Raw genomic sequence first — 532 nt, 5'->3', positions numbered from 1 at the left:
GTCCGGGAAGGCGCCCAGCGCCATCAGCGTGGTGACCACCGGCGCGCCGGTCAGCTCGGCCAGGATCCGCAGCTCGGCGGTGGCCTGCGCCTTGATCACGCCGCCGCCGACGTAGAGCACCGGGCGCTTGGCGGAGACCAGCATCTTCGCGGCCTCGCGGATCTGCTTGGCGTGCGGCTTGGTCACCGGACGGTAGCCGGGCAGCTGCGGCTCGACCGGCCAGCGGAAGGTGGTGGTGGCCTGCAGCGCGTCCTTGGCGATGTCGACCAGGACGGGCCCGGGGCGGCCGGTGGCGGCGATGTGGAAGGCCTCGGCGATCACCCGGGGGATCTCGGCCGGGTCGGTGACCAGGTAGTTGTGCTTGGTGATCGGCATCGTGATGCCGCAGATGTCCGCCTCCTGGAAGGCGTCGGTGCCGATCGCCTTGGAGGAGACCTGGCCGGTGATGGCCACGATCGGCACGGAGTCCATGTACGCGTCGGCGATCGGGGTGACCAGGTTGGTCGCGCCGGGGCCGGAGGTGGCCATGCAG

General features: G+C 71.4%; 1 protein-coding gene. It reads right to left on the bottom strand.

What is annotated here, in order from left to right:
- The coding region (locus tag VM95_RS37985; protein WP_045706183.1) for a thiamine pyrophosphate-binding protein at positions 1–532 on the bottom strand (532 nt) is incomplete at both ends.

It is taken from the genome of Streptomyces rubellomurinus (assembly GCF_000961885.1).
Taxonomy (GTDB): domain Bacteria; phylum Actinomycetota; class Actinomycetes; order Streptomycetales; family Streptomycetaceae; genus Kitasatospora; species Kitasatospora rubellomurina.
The sequence above is the reverse complement of the archived record's forward strand: the minus strand, read 5'-3'. Positions and strand labels throughout refer to the sequence as shown.